10 protein-coding genes are annotated in these 17,329 nt (G+C 39.2%); 3 read left to right on the top strand and 7 right to left on the bottom strand.

Going from position 1 to position 17,329, the window contains the following annotated elements; translation table 11 throughout:
* Nucleotides 1-19: 19 nt before the first annotated feature.
* From OQZ33_RS13490 to OQZ33_RS13500, 3 genes are all read left to right on the top strand, one after another.
* A complete protein-coding gene (locus tag OQZ33_RS13490; protein ID WP_265799546.1) occupies nucleotides 20-3,193 on the top strand; it encodes an efflux RND transporter permease subunit in 3,174 nt (1,057 codons plus the stop codon).
* 380 nt (nucleotides 3,194-3,573) lie between these two features.
* Nucleotides 3,574-4,329 (top strand): glucose 1-dehydrogenase, encoded by a 756-nt coding sequence (locus tag OQZ33_RS13495; RefSeq protein ID WP_265799547.1) that lies wholly within the window; start codon nucleotides 3,574-3,576, stop codon nucleotides 4,327-4,329.
* 67 nt (nucleotides 4,330-4,396) lie between these two features.
* Nucleotides 4,397-5,350, top strand: coding sequence for an NADP-dependent oxidoreductase (locus OQZ33_RS13500; RefSeq protein ID WP_265799548.1), 954 nt, complete (start codon nucleotides 4,397-4,399; stop codon nucleotides 5,348-5,350).
* 797 nt (nucleotides 5,351-6,147) lie between these two features.
* Here the strand turns inward: OQZ33_RS13500 and OQZ33_RS13505 are convergent.
* The 7 genes from OQZ33_RS13505 to OQZ33_RS13535 form a co-directional block, all read right to left on the bottom strand.
* The gene (locus OQZ33_RS13505) at nucleotides 6,148-6,375 is read right to left on the bottom strand and encodes a hypothetical protein (protein WP_265799549.1); all 228 of its coding nucleotides are present in this window, start codon (nucleotides 6,373-6,375) and stop codon (nucleotides 6,148-6,150) included.
* A gap of 2,142 nt (nucleotides 6,376-8,517) precedes the next feature.
* Nucleotides 8,518-10,197 (bottom strand): trypsin-like peptidase domain-containing protein, encoded by a 1,680-nt coding sequence (locus OQZ33_RS13510; protein ID WP_265799550.1) that lies wholly within the window; start codon nucleotides 10,195-10,197, stop codon nucleotides 8,518-8,520.
* Nucleotides 10,194-11,303, bottom strand: coding sequence for a dienelactone hydrolase family protein (locus OQZ33_RS13515; RefSeq protein ID WP_265799551.1), 1,110 nt, complete (start codon nucleotides 11,301-11,303; stop codon nucleotides 10,194-10,196). Before OQZ33_RS13515 ends, OQZ33_RS13510 begins: the two co-directional genes overlap by 4 nt.
* A 97-nt stretch (nucleotides 11,304-11,400) precedes the next feature.
* On the bottom strand, nucleotides 11,401-12,720 hold the full coding sequence (locus OQZ33_RS13520; protein WP_265799552.1) for a MutS-related protein: 1,320 nt from the start codon (nucleotides 12,718-12,720) through the stop codon (nucleotides 11,401-11,403).
* The gene (locus OQZ33_RS13525) at nucleotides 12,717-14,069 is read right to left on the bottom strand and encodes a MutS-related protein (protein WP_265799553.1); all 1,353 of its coding nucleotides are present in this window, start codon (nucleotides 14,067-14,069) and stop codon (nucleotides 12,717-12,719) included. Before OQZ33_RS13525 ends, OQZ33_RS13520 begins: the two co-directional genes overlap by 4 nt.
* An 8-nt stretch (nucleotides 14,070-14,077) precedes the next feature.
* Entirely contained in the window at nucleotides 14,078-16,378 is a 2,301-nt protein-coding gene (locus OQZ33_RS13530) for a Gldg family protein (protein WP_265799554.1), read from the bottom strand.
* 18 nt (nucleotides 16,379-16,396) lie between these two features.
* On the bottom strand, nucleotides 16,397-17,317 hold the full coding sequence (locus tag OQZ33_RS13535) for an ABC transporter ATP-binding protein (RefSeq protein WP_265799555.1): 921 nt from the start codon (nucleotides 17,315-17,317) through the stop codon (nucleotides 16,397-16,399).
* Nucleotides 17,318-17,329 lie beyond the last annotated feature (12 nt).

A 17,329-nucleotide genomic window follows, 5' to 3' on the forward strand; every position in this document is an offset into this window, starting at 1 on the left:
AGCTAACATAGAATAAAATATGATATCAGAAGTCTTTATAAAACGCCCGGTCACAGCTATTGTGATCTCAATACTAATTGTGCTTGCGGGAACAATCATTTTAACGGGGTTACCGATCACACAATATCCCAATATAGCCCCACCAACGGTAACCGTAACCGCAAACTACACAGGTGCTGACGCGCAAACGGTTGAACAAACCGTAACTACGCCTATTGAAAGCCAGATTAACGGTACTCCTGGGATGAAATATATGACATCTAATAGTACTGCTGATGGGAGGTCAACAATTACTGTAACTTTCGAAGTAGGAACCAATATAGATGTTGCAGCACTTGATGTGCAAAATCGAGTTGGTATAGCTGAGCCGTCCCTTCCTGAAGCAGTAAGACGCCTGGGCGTAACTACCAAAAAAGCAAATACTGACCTTTTGATGGTTGTAGGGCTTATATCACCCAAAGGAACCTATGATCAAAAGTATCTTGGGAATTATGCCAACCTTTATTTGAAAGATGCATTATTGAGGGTTAAAGGAGTTGGAGACGTGATGGCTTTTGGTCAGCCTTTTAGTATGCGTGTTTGGTTAGATGCCAACAAAATGGCGGCCATGAATATCACGCCTAGTGAGGTCTCAACCGCTATCGCAGAACAAAACACAATTATGCCAGGCGGAAGCGTCGGAGGTCCCCCGCAAAAAGGAAACCAAAGTTTTGAGTTTTCAGTGGTACTTGATGGAAATCTTAGCACAGAAGAACAATTTAAAAACATCATTGTAAAGACCACAACAGATGGATCTTCTGTATATCTGAAAGATGTGGCCAGAGTGGAATTAGGAGAATTCGCCTATAATATTACAGCGAAGATCAATGGTCAGTCATCAGCTATGATGGGTATTAATCAAACCCCTGGCGGTAACGCGGTACAAACTTACGATGGTGTTGTAGGTGCGTTAGAGGAATTAAAAAAATCTTTCCCAGAAGACCTTGATTATACCATTGGCTATGAAACGGTTTCTATCGTAAATGTATCTATCAATAGTGTGATACATACACTGGTTGAAGCCTTAATTCTGGTAACAGTCGTTGTATTCTTCTTTCTTCAAAGCTGGCGGGCTACACTTATTCCCGTACTTGCAATCCCAGTGTCAATTATTGGTACTTTTATCTTCTTTAACCTAATGGGGTTTTCAGTAAACGTATTGACCATGTTTGGCTTTGTATTGGCTATTGGAATTGTGGTGGATGATGCCATTGTGGTAGTTGAAGCAGTTCAGCATTACATGGACCACGACGGTCTCTCAGCTAAAGAGGCTACTATAAGAGCAATGAAAGATATTACTGCACCAGTTATTGCGATTGCGCTTATTCTAGCAGCGGTATTTATCCCTGTTGGATTCATTCCTGGTATGGTGGGTCAACTTTACCAGCAATTCGCAATCACCATTGCTATTTCAGTATTAATCTCTGCTTTTATAGCCTTGTCTTTAACCCCTGCACTTTGTTCATTGTTATTGAAGAAAACTAAAATGAATAAGGATTCCAAAGGAATGGATAAGTTTTTCTTCAAGTTTAATACATGGTTTTCTAGAATCACTGGCAAATATTCTGAAGGTGTGAGGTGGTGTTTGAAAAAAGCACCGTTGGTGATGATTATGTTGGTTTGCATTTATCTGGGTACAATGGCTATGTTTAAATACAAACCTTCCGGTTTTATTCCAAATGAAGATGCAGGTGTATTTTTAATGGGCGCTTCACTTCCTGAGGGTGCATCTTTAGCCAGGACAGAAGCCTTTGTAAAACGCGTAACTGAAACCATCAGAAAGCAAAACCCTGAAATTAAAAGTGTAACTTCCATTTCGGGCATTAACATCTTAAATCAGGCCTTTAAATCCAATTCCGCTACCTTTTTTGTTCAATTGAAACACTGGGATGACAGGCAAGCTGATGTTCCTGCAATTGTAACCAAAGTATCTCAAGCATTTTACGGTGATAAGGAAGGATCGGTGCTTGCTGTTCAGCCACCTCCCATTCCAGGATTAGGCATCAGTGGTGGATTTTCAATGCAAATTCAGGAACAACAGGCAGGCGATATCAAAAAGTTTGAAGGGGTGGTGAACAATTTTCTTGGCCAAGCCAACCAACATAAAGATATTGGCATGGCTTATACCTTATTTTCAACTAACACTCCGAACTATAAAATTACGGTAGATCGCAATCAGGTTAAGAAAATGGGTGTATCCATAGGCTCGGTTTACAGCACTATTGCCGCTTACCTTGGTAGTAGTTATGTTAATGATTTTGTGAAATACGGACGAAACTTTAAAGTAGTGGCTCAAGCTGATACAACATTCAGAGGTAAAATTCAAGATGTGGATCGTCTATATGTAAAAAATGATAAGGGAACTCCAGTTCCTTTAGGTTCCATGGTATCCTATGAACTTGTAGAGAATCCATCTATTATTAATCACTACAACCTGTTCCGTTCAGTAGAAGTAAATGGTAGTGCGAAACCCGGTAGTAGTAGTGGTGATGCACTGAAAGCATTAGAGGAAATTGCGGCGAAGAGCCTTCCCTCTGGCTATAAATATGACTTTTCCGCTTTAAGTCAGCAGGAACAGGAAGCCGGAAATAGCACCACAGTTATTTTCGCGCTGATAATAGTCGTAGTTTTCTTGCTATTGGCCTCATTATATGAGAGTTGGTCAGTTCCATTTTCTATTCTATTAAGCGTTCCTCTGGGACTGTTCGGCGCAATTTTAGCTTTAACCTTGCTGCCTAAGTTAGACAACAATATTTATGCTCAGGTTGGATTGATAACGCTGATTGGTTTATCTGCAAAGAATGCAATTCTAATAGTTGAATTTGCTAAGGAACGGGTTGATTGGGGCATGCCGATTATTTCTGCAACGATTGAAGCAGTCAAGTTGAGGTTAAGGCCTATCATTATGACATCTTTGGCATTTATTCTGGGCGTAATCCCACTTGTTTTATCTACAGGTGCGGGTGCGGTATCCCGCCAGACGATTGGCTGGACAGTTGCTGCAGGAATGTTTAGTGCTACCATTTTTGCACTTTTTATAGTACCGGTACTTTATGTACTCATTACTCGAATTGCTTATGGTAAGAAAAAACTTGCCGAAATGGAAGCTAATTATAAACCAGAGGAACATAAGGATACCCTTCATGCTGATTAAATTAAGTAAGTAGTTTTTATTGTGAAGAGCCGGTATCATTTATTCTTTGCCGGCTCTTTTATTTACAGAAGAGTTTGATTTTAATATAAAATTTGTTGACTTGATCAATTGGTTTCCATCAAAGCTTGTGATCTCGCATAATTTTTTTGATTATACTATGCATATTATAAAAGAACAATCCAATCATTGAAATCACCCTTGAGAATACAATTCCGAGATTAGAGCATGTGATTGCCGAAGAAATTGCTCAAAAAGCACATCAGGCCTGTTCATATTCAAACGCTATACTCGGTAATGTAGATATAAAGCTTGTGGTAGTTAAGGATGGTTATAAATAGTAATTTACAATAAAAGAATATTATTAACAAAAAGATATAAATATGAAAAGCTTACAAAACAAAGTAGTCATTATTACTGGAGCAGGGTCGGGAATTGGGCAGACAACAGCCATACAATTTGCAGCTGCAGGATCTAAAGTAATTGTTGCAGATTTTAGTGACAAAGGCGGCAACGAGACTGTACAAAAAATTAAGGAAGCCGGTGGCGAAGCCACATTTATAAAGACGGATGTCTCTAACAATGAAGATGTGCAGGCTATGGTAGCCAGAACTGTTGAAGTATATGGCAGGCTCGATTGTGCCTTTAATAACGCCGGGGTGGGCGGAACATCAGCTCCAATACATGATTTTCCGGAAGATATTTTTGATAATACTGTGGCTATAGACCTAAAAGGGGTATTTCTTTGCATGAAATATGAGCTGCAGCAATTTTTAAAACAGGATGGAGCTGGATCTATAATTAATATGGCATCTGTGTCAGGGCTAAATGCCACACCTAATATGGTTGCGTATTCGGCATCTAAATTTGCCGTAATAGGTATGACCAAGACCGCCGCTATAGAATACGCGGAAAGAGGCATCCGTGTAAATGCTGTGTGTCCGGGGTCTATAGAAACGCCGGGGCTTACCCAGGGAGAATTCGGTAAATTCCTTGATATGTACCGTAGCCATCAGCCAATGAAAAGATTTGGTACCCCGGAGGAGGTTGCCAATGCTGTGCTTTGGCTATCATCTGATGAGGCATCGCTTATTACAGGAGTCTCGCTCCCGACCGATGGAGGCCTTTCAGCAAAGTAATTATCTAACTTTTTGCGATCATGAGCAATAAAAAATAAAAATATTTTAAACTTAAGAATTACCAGATATGAAAGCATTACAAATAACAGGTTACGGTAATAATGAAGTAGCCGTAATATCCGACGATGCATCACAGCCCGAACTAAAAATTGATGAGGTATTAGTTAAAGTACATAAGGCCGCATTGAACCCTGTAGACTGGAAAATACGTGAAGGCCATATGAAAAACATGCTACCCCTTACTTTTCCTGCTACACTTGGGTGCGATTTTAGTGGCGTTGTTGTAGATACAGGCGCCGAGGTTAGTACTTTTAAAGTGGGCGATGAGGTATTTGGAGGTGCAATACCATCCCTTGGCGGAAGTGGCTCTTTTGCAGAATATTTAGTTGCCCCGTCAAAATATCTTTGCCTTAAGCCGGCAGATATTAGCCATACTATCGCTGCTGCCTCTGTGACTGTCGGCGTGTGTGCTTATTTATGTATAACGGAAACATTCCTGGATAATAACAGTAAAGTATTGGTTATAGGTGGTGCAGGCGGTATTGGTCGCGCTTCCATACAATTGGCTAAAAATACCGGAGCCTACGTCGCTACGACCGTGCATACAAAAGACGTTGGATTTGCTGCAAAAACAGGCGCAGATGAAGTAATAGATGCTTCAGTGCAAAATTTTCAAGAATTACTAGAGGGCTATGATCTAGTTGTAGATACAGTTGGAGGGGAAGTTTATAAGCAAGCGTATACCATACTTAAAAAGGGCGGTGTTATAGCATCTATTGCAGAACAGCCAAACGATTCTTTAATGCAGCAATATGGTGTGAGAGCAGAATTTATATTGGGTAATCCTTTAACCGAAAGATTAAACATGATAAAAAATTTTATATCAGATAATATCCTATTTCCGCACATAAGCAAGACATTTACCTTAAATGATGGTGTTGCTGCTTTGGATTTCCAGCAAAACGGTAAACCGTCAGGTAAAGTTATCCTTGATATTTATGATAACCAAAGCAGTAACTAAATCATTTACATTTTGGAAATGCGAGGTAGTAATGCATGATACATATGAAATTATACTTTCGCGATTGACGCGAGATGAAAAACCTTTGAAAATTGCCAATAAGGGTGAAAATATCAGATTTACCATTTCATAAAAATCGGATCCGGAGATAGCAGCATACCGTTGGATGCCCTATCAGCCATGTTTTTCAGTCGTAGTTATGAAGCAGGCATGTAGTAACCACCCATTTAGCTTTGTTTTCTATGGCAGAGGCAGTGCAGGGCCGTAACATGCTGATAGTACCTTCCACGCATCTGAAATTCTCGAATCTTTAATTACGTCAATCCAAAACAGGAGTATAGTTTTGCGACCTTAACCATCAATCACAGAAGATTCGTTTACATTACGAACAATTGCTAAGGTAGCCATCTGCATTGCAAAATTTCTTAGAGAGAGAGTGGGTACTGCCTAACTATTAAAGGAGCGAAAGTATAAAGCTGATTGGATTATGACAATATTCGAATTTTTGTCTATGGTTATGTTGTTCTAACGCAATAGTCAACTGTCTTTCTATACCTTTTTCAGAAATACCTTGTTTTAAAAAACAATCTTTATTAGAACGATTTTAATTTCGACTTAATCAAAAATTTCCCGGTATCGACCTTGAAGATCTTCATAAACTCATTTAAGATGGATCTAAGTTCACTAGTCACATTGTTAAATGAGGGTTCTGTCGTTCCCTGGCTATAAATAAAAGATTTCCCTAAGTAAAGATTTCGCAGCACATTAGCTACGTTATGTTTGATAGCAGCATTGAGTTAAGATTTAAGGGTGATAATGTTGAGTTCCATGCGTTTCTGCGAGATCCAGGTAAAGACACCTTGTATACCATCCATGCTTGCATCGTGATCTTCCAGAATTTTACAGGCAGCAAGATACATTTGCAGACCGATGTCTGAGGTAAATCTCCTCGAAAGCTTCCCTGTCGCGCTGTTTTCACAGCGTGAGGAACTCAATATCTGAAAACCCCTTTTAGACCTAATCATTTGTTGAATTCAAATCCAATAACCTTTGCAAAAACGGCTGTCGATATAAGAAAAATTAAATCCAATCATGCGACATAAACTGCAACATAAATGGTTTCTCAATTTTATCTGATATTATTCCTAATAAGCCTTGCACTAATCAATCCTGTATGTTTTTAAGCGTGAAATAAACCTAATGGAGATTGGTCTTACTCCCCTAATGCTTCTATATGTATTGAGTGGATTAGCTAAAGTTTTTATTATCAACTATGATACATAATGCATTTGACAAATATTATGGGCAATTGAACTAGTATTGTCATCAGGCGCGGAGTGCGACCGGAAAACTTTCTGAGTTAAAAAGGTGGCTAAAAAGCCAACTTTTTAACTCAGATGGAATGTTCCAAATGTTGCATATTTTGATCTTAGCCAGAACATCATAAACATTATTCAACAATCAACATGAAAATTTTGCGCTCTTGATCGGCAATGACATTAATAATATTAAATCTGGCAAAAGCTGGAAAGAGCTACTAGATGACATTACCATATATTGTGGCGTTAGCCACATCAATAGAGCGGAAAAACCATTTCCCATTTTATATGAGAAATATTTCTAAGTGCGATACGCACAAAAATGATGGATGAAAAGGTATTACAAACCTGTATAGCAAAAATTGTAGGAAAATAGAACAAAACGATTCATGAGGGAATAAGGGCCTTAGCTGTACCATATATTATGACCACGAATTATGAATTTTCTATTTAAGGCGATACACCTAAAAACAATAGTAGCCAGGTTGTGGAGAGACTTTAAAGCGTTTTCAGAATGCATGAGATGGATGGCACAACTTATTGGCACCTGCATTAGAGATTGCAACAATCCAATGTCAATAACTTTGGGGTACGAGCACTACTGCGAGGAGTTAAAAAATATGCGAAACTACACCATTTCTGGAACTTCTTATAAAACTGAAAGGTGTTTTAAAAGAGGCTTTGGTTAGGAGATTGGCAGATGAAGGTCAAATCAACTATCAATCTTGGATAGACTTGTTCTTTACTAAAGGTGTATACATATTTGGATTAGGACTGGATTTTGTTGAGTCTGACCTTTGGTGGCTTCTCACCTATCGAGCCAGAAGCAAATACTATAAAAACAAATTTCACGTAAAAAACAAAATATCATATTTTATCCCTGAAGAATATGAAGCCAGGTCAAAATCAAAGTTGGAAGTTATGAGGGCAAATGATGTCAATGTTGTAGTGTTTGATAAAGCCAAAGGATTGCCATTTTATAGTGAGATAATGAATAGGCTCGGCAAAATTGAAAGACTATGTTCATTTCCGATGATTGACTGAGACCTTAAAGACTATTGATGAATTCTTTTGAGTTCAATTGAAAGAACTTCATCAACTCTATCACAAATCTCTTGAATATTTGTGAATACCTATTTTTAGCGGTTTGCAGGTTAATGACGGCTGAATCTTGATTTCAAAGGATAGTTTGATTTACAATATTGGAATAGTAATATTTTTTGATTTTAGCTTAGGCTTGATACGATATGAATATTGGATATCGCGACGTTCTAACTAGGTACAATAAATTACTACTTGATAAGATAAGTCAAATCCTACAGGTGTGTGCCGACTTGATTTGACTTATTTTTAACCTATCTAATTAGACTTTTCAGCCTGCTGAAGCCTGAGCTGCTAATTGGACTACATAACCGACTAGGAAAGAATTTACCAAAGAAATCGCGTAATCACGCTCTATAGGCAAGATATTAGGACTTAGTAATTCCTCATCAATATATGTTTCTGCATTCCACAGCATACGAGTCAATCCGTTATTTTCTGGTTCAATACGTTCAAATATTCGATCAAATGATCGATTTGCCGCGGTAATAAATTCTCACGATCTAACTTATCCAAAGGTAATGAAGAGATTTTTGTGCCAGAGTTATTTACCGGACGGTAAATTTGGTCCTCCTCATCAAAGTATCTTTCACTAGGCAATACCCGATAATCGTCATAATAAACCTCTTGTTCCCTTTACTGGTAAACATTAACTTTTCTATCAGATGCGGATTGCAACCATTCATAAAATAATTCCGAAGTAACTCGCGAGCCAACTGTTAATCTATATAGGAATAGTTTATTTTATTATGTTTTTTGAAAAGAGTGAGCTAAAAACTTCCAGATGCACGCTGCAGGCAAAATCAAAACGGATGTTCTGCTGTGCCGGGCAATATTAACTCCGCAAAACCTGCCTGTGCGATCGAATACCGGGCTTCCACATTCACTACTTTCTATTGTCGCATCGCCGACAAGGACATTATCAAAACCATCGGAACGTTCACTCCTTCCCCCGGAAAATGCGTATGATGCGTGGTTTAGCATAGGTTGTCCTTCCAAATAGGTTTCAACTGTAAAAGGCATACCCTTCCGAATGATATCGAGCTTAACCAAATCCCCCGCGTAATTAGTCAAAAAGGCATTAATGAAATCCTCAGGTTTGGTAATGCGTCTTCCTTCTACATTTAAAATATGATCATCTCGCATCAGTTTTGAGGAGATGGCTTTATTTAAAGGTACATCGGTAATGACAATTTTTCCATCCTGATATCTAGCACTGACGTCCAAATACCCAATGCTATTTTGTGGAGGTAGCTTCCCAGCGAAATTACTAATAATCCCTGTTTTTTTGAATTTGTTCGGAAGAACTGAAATTATGATTTTGCCGATATAGCTTTCGTCATTAGCGTGGGAAGCTTGTTGAACCTTTAATCTTATCCCACTACCTATTTTTAGATTTGGTTTCAATAATATCAGATCGGTCGTTCTTTCCCTGCTGATGACCTTACATTCATAGATTTTTCCATTAAGCAAAATACGGGGACTGACTGCAACCATGGAACTTTTACTGATCAGATAATTCTTATTTCTGAAACGAACCCACGTACCCATGATTTTTCTTACTTGATCACCATCATTACTCAAAATTGTCGCCACGCTCTTATCCAATTTGGACCTTATTTTTAGCACAGAGTGGATAGAAGGAAATGGTTGCATCTTGGGATTTGGCTCCAACAGTCTCAAGGTGTCCGGCACAGGCAATTGCTGATAATCTATTGGCTTATTCAGCGCTGTCCAATATCTTCGAAAAGAATCCACGGGAATGTCGAAATTTTGAGATTCATGCTCTTTTATTCTGCTATGTATTCCAATAAGTTGTCCTTTTAAATCGAATAATCCCCCACCGGAATCACCGGGCTCCATTTTAGCAGAAGATTGGATAAAGCCTTCTGCTGTACGTGTATTGGAAATCCTACCATAACGTACATTGGGTGTTGACAATAGGAATGAAGAAGGATAGGAAATGCTTAGGACAGGTTGATTTAAAACCATTTCGCTACCATTGGCCATTGGTGCACAGGCAAATTTTTCTCTTTCTATAATTTTAATTACACCCATATCATATACAGCTTTGTTTTCATCCCTTCCTATACGTCCTAAAGGTAGGGCTGTATACCTTCTGCCATCTACAAATCTAACCTGATAAACCTGGTTTACATTAATTGCATGAGCAGCGGTTAAGATATGCCCTTGTTCTGACACAATAACACCACTAAAGCCATCAGATTCAAATACTCCAACTGGCTTTTCATTTTTTACCGTATCCCAGGCGATGACAAATACGCTAAAGGGCGTTGACACCCGTATACCTTGGGAAATAAAATCTTCAAGTTTTCTGATTTTAAGAGGGTGTTGAGCCGATACTGTCGAACCGATAAGCAAAAGCAATAAAGCAAAAGTGATGCTTGATTTAAAGTTAATCATCATTTACGCAATTTGGATTTAAATGATTTTTTTTCGTTTACCTTATGGTTGCTTATTACCAGTTTAGTACTGAAAATAAGCCTGGGATCCTGATACTGCTTTACGGATTGCTTTATCGTTTCAAAGTTGCGATTGAGCTTTTTGTGAAAAAGAATCTTTCCATCTTCAATGATTGTAATCGGCTGATCAAGATTTACCAGTACATCATTTAAGTTGATTTCAAGTACGTCGAAGGAGTTATGTGATATGGTAATGATGTTGCCTTTACGACTGACCTCAGCAGCATCTCCAACTTTAGCCGATTCAAGAGGAGCCGATAGCCAATAAAAGCGGCTTTGCAAGCGGTTATCCTGTACCCAAACAACCTTCTCTGGAAAAGTATGCCGTATATATCCGGACATCCAGGAAATTGCGATAGTATCCTGATGATCTAACCAGTGAGGCTTATCCGGATACAAATGAAACTGATGATCGAAGCCCTTAGTGTCCGATCGATGTAAGCTGTCAAGCTTCTTATTGTATTTAATGGCAAGCTTATTTCTATTGTAGGCAGAATCTAGGCCACCAATGAATATTGAGAATGGCAAGTTGCGTAAATTACGCATTTCAGCATCACCTGGATGTCCGGCCATCATCGATGCGGCAGCAAAGCGGTCGGCCATTCGGGGAGCCAATTGAAATACCCCGTCTCCTCCGGCTGAATAGCCCATGATGTAAACTTTATCAGGATCTACATCTTCCATGACAACACTGTAGCGAATGAGTGAATCGATGAAATTATCGATATGATCTTCGTGCCAGAGGTTCCAGGTATTTGTAGGCGCCCGGGGTACAATAACCAATCCCTCTTTGATATTATAAAGTGTACGCTGATTTTCCCATTGCTGATCATTGACTGCAACGGGGGCGTTTCCTCCCCCATGTAGGGAAATATACAAACTTCTTCCAGCGGGTGGTTTTGTTCCAAAAACCCGGTAGGCAATGGCCATCTGATATTGTTTAAATTTGATTACGCCCTCATTCCATACTTTCCTGGCAGCGGGCGTTAAAATTTGCTTTTCTTTATTCCACTGCTGAACTGCGAACTTGTCTGCTTCGATGCGACTCATGCTTTTCTGCGCTGCGCAGGTACCGCCGACTAACGCTAATAGCAATAAGCATTTTAACTTCAACGGGAGAAGGCTTTTATTTTTCAAATTCATATATTTAATTCTTTAGTAGTTCCAGGATACCTTCATTTTCAATGATTATCATACCTTGTCTGTCACTCGTAATTCCCGGCATTAATTTGTATGGGTAGGTGGGTTTATTTCCAGACATCACTGTCGGCATATAAGCAAACTTTATAGAGTTGCTTCCTTTTAATGCTTCGCCAACTTCGATTATATGTGTAGAAACTATGAAGGCCGTTTTACTATACCTCGCAAACGCTTCAGTAACTGCTAATGTAGCGTCATATGCATCTTTAACATTAGTACCTTTGAACAATTCATCAAAGAGGACCACGAAACATTTGCCGCTTGCTACCTGCAGGGCCGCATTTTTCACCCGCAATACTTCGGCGTAGAAATGGCTATAGCCAGTCTGAAGGTTGTCGGAGACATTTATTGAGGTATATAAGCCGTCACGCACAGAAAAAATGATTTCATTAGCGGCTACGGGAAACCCCATATGCGCAAGGTAAACTGCAATACCTAAAGATTTCATTATCGTTGATTTACCTGCCATGTTTGCTCCGGTGAGAAAAAGTAAATTTGCATCATGATCGAACATCAAGTCATTACCCACTGCTTTTTTCAAAGCAGGATGTCTCAGCCCGGTAACTTTCAATACATTTTTTTCTTTATCCAATGCATCTGCATAGGAACAGCCCATTATCTTTCCGAGCCTGGCTACAGTAGAATAAACATCAATCGCGTAAAGGATTTCAAATACCTTCCTAAGAGAAGTATGTAACTTCTGTTTTAGGAGCTGGTCATAAAGCGCCAACTGATAAGGCTCAAATTCTCCATTAGGATGTGGAGCAATTAATTTAATTAAAAAAGGGTTATTGAGTATTTCATTGAGTGTGTTTTTTTCCTTTTCAAATGGGGAATGTAATTGATCGGTAAGAACTGCTGACAATTCTTTGGCGTATCTAAGGACGCTCATTGTTGACTTCAACCCGGCTACAAGTTCACCATAACGCTCATCCCGGATCAATATTGACTGGCCTTTTCGAATAAAAGATGTAAGTACAGCAACAATAAGCATTTTTGGACTTTCTATTGCCAGATAATTTTCAGCAGATTGGAAATACTTCCTTTCAAGTTTAAAGTCGATGTCCTTTTGTTCAAAATAACGGAAAATATCTCTTCGCTCATTGATTTCAACTGCGGTGATCATCGGGTTTAGGAACATCGATAACAAGAGCTGTTCTCCCCCGTCAGTCTTCGTTTTATTAAATAAGCTAAAAACTGATCCAGGTGTATATTTACCGAGCAGGTTTAAGTCGTCCTGCGTTTGTTTGTCAACGATTAAACTCATATCAATTTATTATTTGATTTTACTAATCCTGCATTCAAGATATCCAGAATGCCTTCATTTCTGATGATAATCATACCATGTCTGTCCGCAGTCAAACCTGATTGAAGCTTGTAGGTATAACTAGGTTTTGTTCCTTCCATTGTTGTTGGAAGATAGGTGAAGTTAATCTTGTCACTCTGCTCCTTGAGTACCTCGCCAGCTTCGATGATATGGGTAGAAATTACGAATAAACTATCCGGTTTACTGGCAAAAGCGGCTGTGAAGGCTATAGTGGCTTCGCACGCGTCTTTGACATTTGTCCCTCTAAACATCTCATCAAAGAGCACAAACAATCTTTTACCCATCTTTAATTCCGAGGCAATCTTTTTTGCACGAAGCACTTCAACATAAAAATGACTTGCACCCATACCCAGATTGTCCGGGAGGTTAATGGTAGTATATATCCCATCCAAGGCAGTAAATTCCATTTTTGCTGCCGGCACGGGGAAGCCCATATGAGCGAGAAATATTGCGATACTTACAGCTTTCATAAAAGTTGATTTCCCTGCCATGTTTGCTCCGGTAAGAAAAACAACATTCTTTTCACCACTCATCGATATGGAATTTGGGACAGCATTTTGAAGGTGAGGATGATAAACTTCATCAATTTTGATCATAACTTTCTCTCCAGGAAAGGCTGTCGGGAAAACAAATCCCCTTTCCTTTGCCACTTTAGCGATTGAATAATAAACATCAAGTGTGTACAGCGATTCCAAAAGTGTTAATACAGCATCCCTCCTGGCAAACCTTAACGTTTCATCATATGAGATAAGCTGTTGTTTCGTGAGTTTGTGACTTTTAGGTATGCTTATCATGTCAATGAAGTGTTCAGACGCTAAAATGCCCGCAATAGTTTTTTTCTCAGAAAGATAAGGATGGCTGTCTTCCAGTACGAGGGTGTCTATAAACAGCTTAAATTCGCGTATTAACGTACCGATAGCTGAAATCCCGTTGTGTATCGCTGTCGTCTGCACATCAGGTGCGACAAAATCACCAATGCGTTTCGCAACTGACTGATCATAAGCTGATAGCTTACTCCTCGAATCAGTATTATTGATATAGGTTTCGATAGCACTAAGCTGTTCGGTAGATATAGGGAAGTTTTCCGCACGACCCGCAAAATACTGAATGCTTTGGCTACGCTGGTTTATTTTTTCATAATCACCAATAGGGTTTAAAAACATTTCTTCCAAGATAGTAGCACCGCCATGTGTCCGGGTACTATTAAAAATTTCATATATCGAATTACTTCCCTGTGTGCCAAAAAGGTTAAGGTCATTAATAGTCTGCTGGTCTGTATTTAAAGGCATATAATATCTTATTTTCTTTTGCGTCTAAGCAGTAAAATGGTTCCACAGGCCAGTAACAAACCTGGAATAATCCATACGAAAATCAGTTTAAGCAAATGGATCTGATCTTTATCTACTAGTAACACCGTATCTTTTGGTGCCGGCCTGAAGCTACTGATGGGAAATTCGCCATAACTCAACCAACTGAATACGCCGATGTTGAAAGCGAAATTTGCTGTTCGAAGATTGAACCTGTTTAACTCCTTATTCGACATCAGATCGGCATCGCCGATGATGATGATACGCTGCTCTTTCTGATTGAATTTCCGAGTCAGGCTTGTTGCGAGCGGGAAAGACCTTTGCAAATCCCCTTTCTCTGGTTCAAACTTCACGGCCGCAGAGTCATTAAGAAACCGTTCTCTTTTAAGCCAACTGCTCTTTGGATTTGTAACCAATAAAGGCTGAGCCTGGAATCCTTTTATATTTTCGATGGAAAGTGCGGTTGCCAAAGGCATCGAAACCACTACGCTATCTTTGTGCTCCCTTTCCAGTGGAATAAAAAGTTTGGTTGCTGCGCCGGTTAAATTTGGTGTCGCTAAATCTGGCTCCAATTGTTTGCTTTGCTGAACGATGGCTCCATCCATCAATTGGACACCAAATTGTCTGATTATGGGATTTAAAACATCCTGTTTACTGGGTTCTCCTGTAAAGAGCAGATTTCCACCGCCATCAATATAATCCTGCAAATTTTTAATAGCTGATATAGTGAGTGCTACTTTTGGATCTGCAACAACCAACACAGATATATCATTTGGAACAGGCGTGGTTGACAGGGATATCGTATCAACATCAAAGCCTTGGTTAAGCAAAGATTGCCTGAAAATCTTGAGATTTGTCAACGCCTGATATTCACGATCGCCAATCTTATTGATGTTTCTCTCCAATTCGCCGTTGGCGAAAAGTATTTTAGGCATTTTTGCTTTAAGGAGCCTTTTAAATGCTGCTGATATTTCGGTTTCCGATGGCCAGTGTTCATTGTCCGGATAAACCCGGAGAAATGTCTTTCTATCTTTATATTTGAGTTGCATGATATAAAAATTGGGTTCTTTGGAAAGATCAACTTGTTTTCTGATCTGCTCAGGAGTCAAAAAATTTTTGATGTTCATTTCTTTAGTTTGCGCAATCTGTTCTGCCACTTGGGCAAGGGTTTTACCTTTGTTCCCTCTCATCACTTCACCCCCTTGAGCCAGTGTATCATAGTACATTACACTCTTCAAAATAATATTATGTTTAAAGCGCACGTAAGGGGCCCAGGCGTTGATATTTTTCTGATAAGATTCCGGGTTTCCATCCTCTTGGTAATTTCCGAAAAGGTTGGTATATCCGGTTATCTCCAGTGGTTCATCACCAAGTTCCTGGATTATTTTTTGGGTGTCCGGTTTTAAGGTATTGGATTTATTTTCCGTTACATCAGCATAAATGATGAGTTGAGGAATGGCGCTGAGGTAACCAAAAAGAAGGGTTATTGCAATAATTGAAAGATAGTGGCCTGCTTTTACCATTGGCGAAACGGTCTGCATGCTGAATTTCAATTTATAAATCGTAAGGGTAAGAAAAAGAAATATGATGGCAAGAAAATAAATAATACCGTTACTGGTAATCAAGCCTACCAACATCCAATCTGTCCTCCCTGATACAGAAAGAAAATAGGTAATGTCCCGTATAAACGGTACCCCCTTCCACAAATCTGCAACATTGTACAGAATAGCGAAAATGACAAATGTACTTACCGCTGCAACTATCTGATAAGTGGTTAATGAAGACATAAACAGCCCGATAGCTGAATATGCACAAAGCAATAAAAACAGTCCCAGTAAGGCGCTTAATAGCATTCCTGTATCGGGTGAATCTGCTGTAAAATAGCTTATTGCTAGAAAAACTGTTACCACACCTAGCATGATGGCGCTCATGAATACCATCGCACTAAATTTACCCAATACAATGTCTCGTATACGGATGGGCGAAGAATACAATAATTTTATGGTTCCACTGCTCATTTCTTTACTGATCAAGCCCATGGTCAAAAGCGGAAGGTATAAGTATAAATTCCTCATTATAGCGGAGAAAAGTCCATTGGAACCAAACAAGGCCTGGCCGACAACACTAAAAGGTATCTTGTATCCATCTGCCTGCATCTGTGCGATAGATTTTAATGTTGCCATGTAGCCCAGGCCACATTGAACCATAAAAACGATAATAAGAAACCAGGCAATTGGTGAATAAAACAGCATTTTAAGTTCTGTTTTAGCAATTTGAAAGATTGTTTTCATTAAGAAAATAATGTTGATTTAATGTTGTGAAAGTTGTTTGAATATTTCTTCTACCGAGTTCTTTTCTAAAGATATTTCCTGCAGGCGCCAACCTCTTTGAACACTTTCAGCAATAATGGTCTCGGTAATTTCCGCATCTCCACTGAAAAATAAGCGGACAAGTTTTCCATTGAGAATATCTGCCTTGAGTATGCCTGGGATCGCTTCCAGCTCAACTACCTGCGGCATGTTCTGGAAAGAAACGAGCATACTATGGGGTTCGACATAATTATTAAAGGCGTCCATTGTATCAGAAAATACAATCTTGCCGTTTTCAATCATCTTGATATCCTTGCAAAGAAGCTGTACTTCTGAAAGAATGTGGGATGAAAATATAACCACTCTATCTTTTGCAATTTCTTTAATCAATGATCTGACTTCGATGATCTGATTAGGATCCAAGCCGTTGGTGGGCTCATCCAAAACCAGAACATTTGGCTTATGGACAATTGCCTGTGCAATCCCGACACGTTGCCTGTATCCTCCTGAAAGGTTTTTCAACAGGCGACTGCTGAAATGGGAAATGCCGCATCGCTCTTTTGCCTCGGAAACGGCATCTTTGCCGAGCTGGCCATACATGTTGCGCAATGCTGCGCAATAATGAAGATATTCATCAACGGTCAGGTCCAGATATAATGGTGGATTTTGAGGAAGGAAGCCGATTTCCATTTTCGCCCGCTGGGGATCCTCCCTGAAATTTATACCATTGATCAAAACATTTCCTTCCGTTTGGTTAATTGATCCGCAAAGAATATTCATCGTAGTAGATTTACCGGCGCCATTCGATCCCAGTAAGCCAACAATACCAAAATCATTGATTTCTATATTGATATCGCGTATAGCCCAGGTGTTACTATAGCGATGAGAAAGATTTTCAATCTTTACAATACTTTTTTCCATACTTTATAAATT

Source organism: Pedobacter sp. MC2016-05 (assembly GCF_026239735.1).
Classification (GTDB): Bacteria; Bacteroidota; Bacteroidia; order Sphingobacteriales; family Sphingobacteriaceae; genus Pedobacter.

Bases quoted from the DNA above. Each gene is read 5' to 3' on its own strand.
- OQZ33_RS13490 (WP_265799546.1), top strand. From the start codon at position 20: ATGATATCAGAAGTCTTTATAAAACGCCCGGTCACAGCTATTGTGATC.
- OQZ33_RS13495 (WP_265799547.1), top strand. From the start codon at position 3,574: ATGAAAAGCTTACAAAACAAAGTAGTCATTATTACTGGAGCAGGGTCG.
- OQZ33_RS13500 (WP_265799548.1), top strand. From the start codon at position 4,397: ATGAAAGCATTACAAATAACAGGTTACGGTAATAATGAAGTAGCCGTA.
- OQZ33_RS13505 (WP_265799549.1), bottom strand. From the start codon at position 6,375: ATGATTAGGTCTAAAAGGGGTTTTCAGATATTGAGTTCCTCACGCTGT.
- OQZ33_RS13510 (WP_265799550.1), bottom strand. From the start codon at position 10,197: ATGATGATTAACTTTAAATCAAGCATCACTTTTGCTTTATTGCTTTTG.
- OQZ33_RS13515 (WP_265799551.1), bottom strand. From the start codon at position 11,303: ATGAGTCGCATCGAAGCAGACAAGTTCGCAGTTCAGCAGTGGAATAAA.
- OQZ33_RS13520 (WP_265799552.1), bottom strand. From the start codon at position 12,720: ATGAGTTTAATCGTTGACAAACAAACGCAGGACGACTTAAACCTGCTC.
- OQZ33_RS13525 (WP_265799553.1), bottom strand. From the start codon at position 14,069: ATGCCTTTAAATACAGACCAGCAGACTATTAATGACCTTAACCTTTTT.
- OQZ33_RS13530 (WP_265799554.1), bottom strand. From the start codon at position 16,378: ATGAAAACAATCTTTCAAATTGCTAAAACAGAACTTAAAATGCTGTTT.
- OQZ33_RS13535 (WP_265799555.1), bottom strand. From the start codon at position 17,317: ATGGAAAAAAGTATTGTAAAGATTGAAAATCTTTCTCATCGCTATAGT.